1 protein-coding gene is annotated in these 1576 nt (G+C 57.0%); it reads right to left on the reverse strand.

The window, feature by feature from the left end:
- Positions 1-1505: VirD4-like conjugal transfer protein, CD1115 family (locus B5F35_RS18080; RefSeq protein ID WP_087243065.1), on the reverse strand; the 1505-nt coding region annotated here is incomplete at its 3' end.
- Positions 1506-1576 lie beyond the last annotated feature (71 nt).

Genomic DNA, 1576 nt, shown 5'->3' on the forward strand with positions numbered 1-1576 from the left:
GTGAGGCCGTGGGAAACCTGGCTGCCGCGGTTCTCCGATTGATTGAAACTGTCAATCGTTTCTTTCCCCAGCAGCTCCGAAATTTCTTTGAGAGTGGATTTCTCCTTGCCTCCCAAAAACAAGGTGCTGTCGCAGTTGCCCACGATGGTATCCGCCGCGTCCTTGTAGATGGTCTTTAACTGGCTTTGCGACTGCAAAATAATAGAAGCCGATATTTCACGGCTTCGGATGGTGGCGATCAGCTTGTCGAAGTTCGGGATTTGACCGATGTTCGCAAACTCATCCAGCAGGCACCGCACATGGACCGGCAGGCGGCCCCCGTAGAAGTCGTCCGCCTTGTCGCACAGCAGGTTGAAAAGCTGGGAGTACATGAGCGCCGCCACAAAATTGAAGGTGCTGTCCGTATCTGACAAAATCACGAACAGCGCCGATTTGCGGTCGCCCAGGGTGTCCAGCTCCAGCTCGTCCTCCGCCATGAGGTCCCGCAGCTCCTGGATGTCAAAGGGAGAGAGGCGGGCGCCGCAGGAAATCAGTATGGATTTCAGAGTTTTGCCCGCCGCCATTTTGAATTTGCGGTACTGCTTCACGGCGAAGTGGTCCGGGTGCTCCTTTTCCAGCTTGGCGAACAGGATGTCTACCGGGCTTTGGAACTCCTCGTCGTCCTCCCTGGCCTCCGATGCGTTGATGAGGTCCAGCAGGGTGATGAAGTTGCGCTCCTCTGGCTCCGCCTCGTACCAGATGTACCCGATGAGGGCGGAATAGTACAGCCGCTCGGCCTTGACCCAGAAATCTTCACTGGACTTTTCGCCTTCTCCCTTGGTGTTGAGGATCAGGGCGTTCACCAGCTTCAAAATATCCTTCTCTGAGCGGATGTACGCCAGGGGATTATATCTCATGGATTTCTTGAAGTTGATGAGGTTCAGGCTTTTAATGCGGTATCCCTTGCGGTCCAGCAGGGTCCCCACCTCATTCAGGATGGTGCCCTTGGGGTCCGTGACCACATAGGAGGAATGGCACTGGAGCAGGTTGGGCTTGACAAAAAATCTCGTCTTGCCACTGCCGGAACCGCCGATGACCAGGATATTTTTGTTCCTGGCGTACTTGGGCTCCTTGGGGCGGCTTGACATGGTGATCCGCTCCGTCTGGGTCATGGGGATGTTGTTGAAAAAATCCTTGTCCATGTAAGGGGCGATGTCGGCCGGGGTGCCCCAGCGGGCGCTGCCGTACTCGATGCCCCGGCGGTATTTCTTGGCGTTTTTGCCCTTGGAGGAGACCACCAGCCGAATCAGCACCGCACCGGCGGCGCCCACACACAGGTCCAGCAGATGGAAGCTGGGCGCCAGGCTGGCAAAGGCCGCCGAAAAGCCCTGCCCGATGTGGAGCAGCTTCTCCGAGGCGTCCGCCCCAGGCGCCAGCCGTATCCCCTGGCAGAGCTTGTCAAAGAGATACACGAAGATGAGATACGGGAGGTTGAGGATGATCTGCTTTTTCAGCTTGTCGGTCATCGCGCCACCTCCCGGTCCTTGGTCTTGACCTTCTCCCGTTCCCGGTGTTTGGTCTTTGACTGTTCCTGAGC

The sequence above is a fragment of the Anaeromassilibacillus sp. An200 genome (genome assembly GCF_002160025.1).
Taxonomy (GTDB): Bacteria; Bacillota; Clostridia; order Oscillospirales; family Acutalibacteraceae; genus Caccousia; species Caccousia stercoris.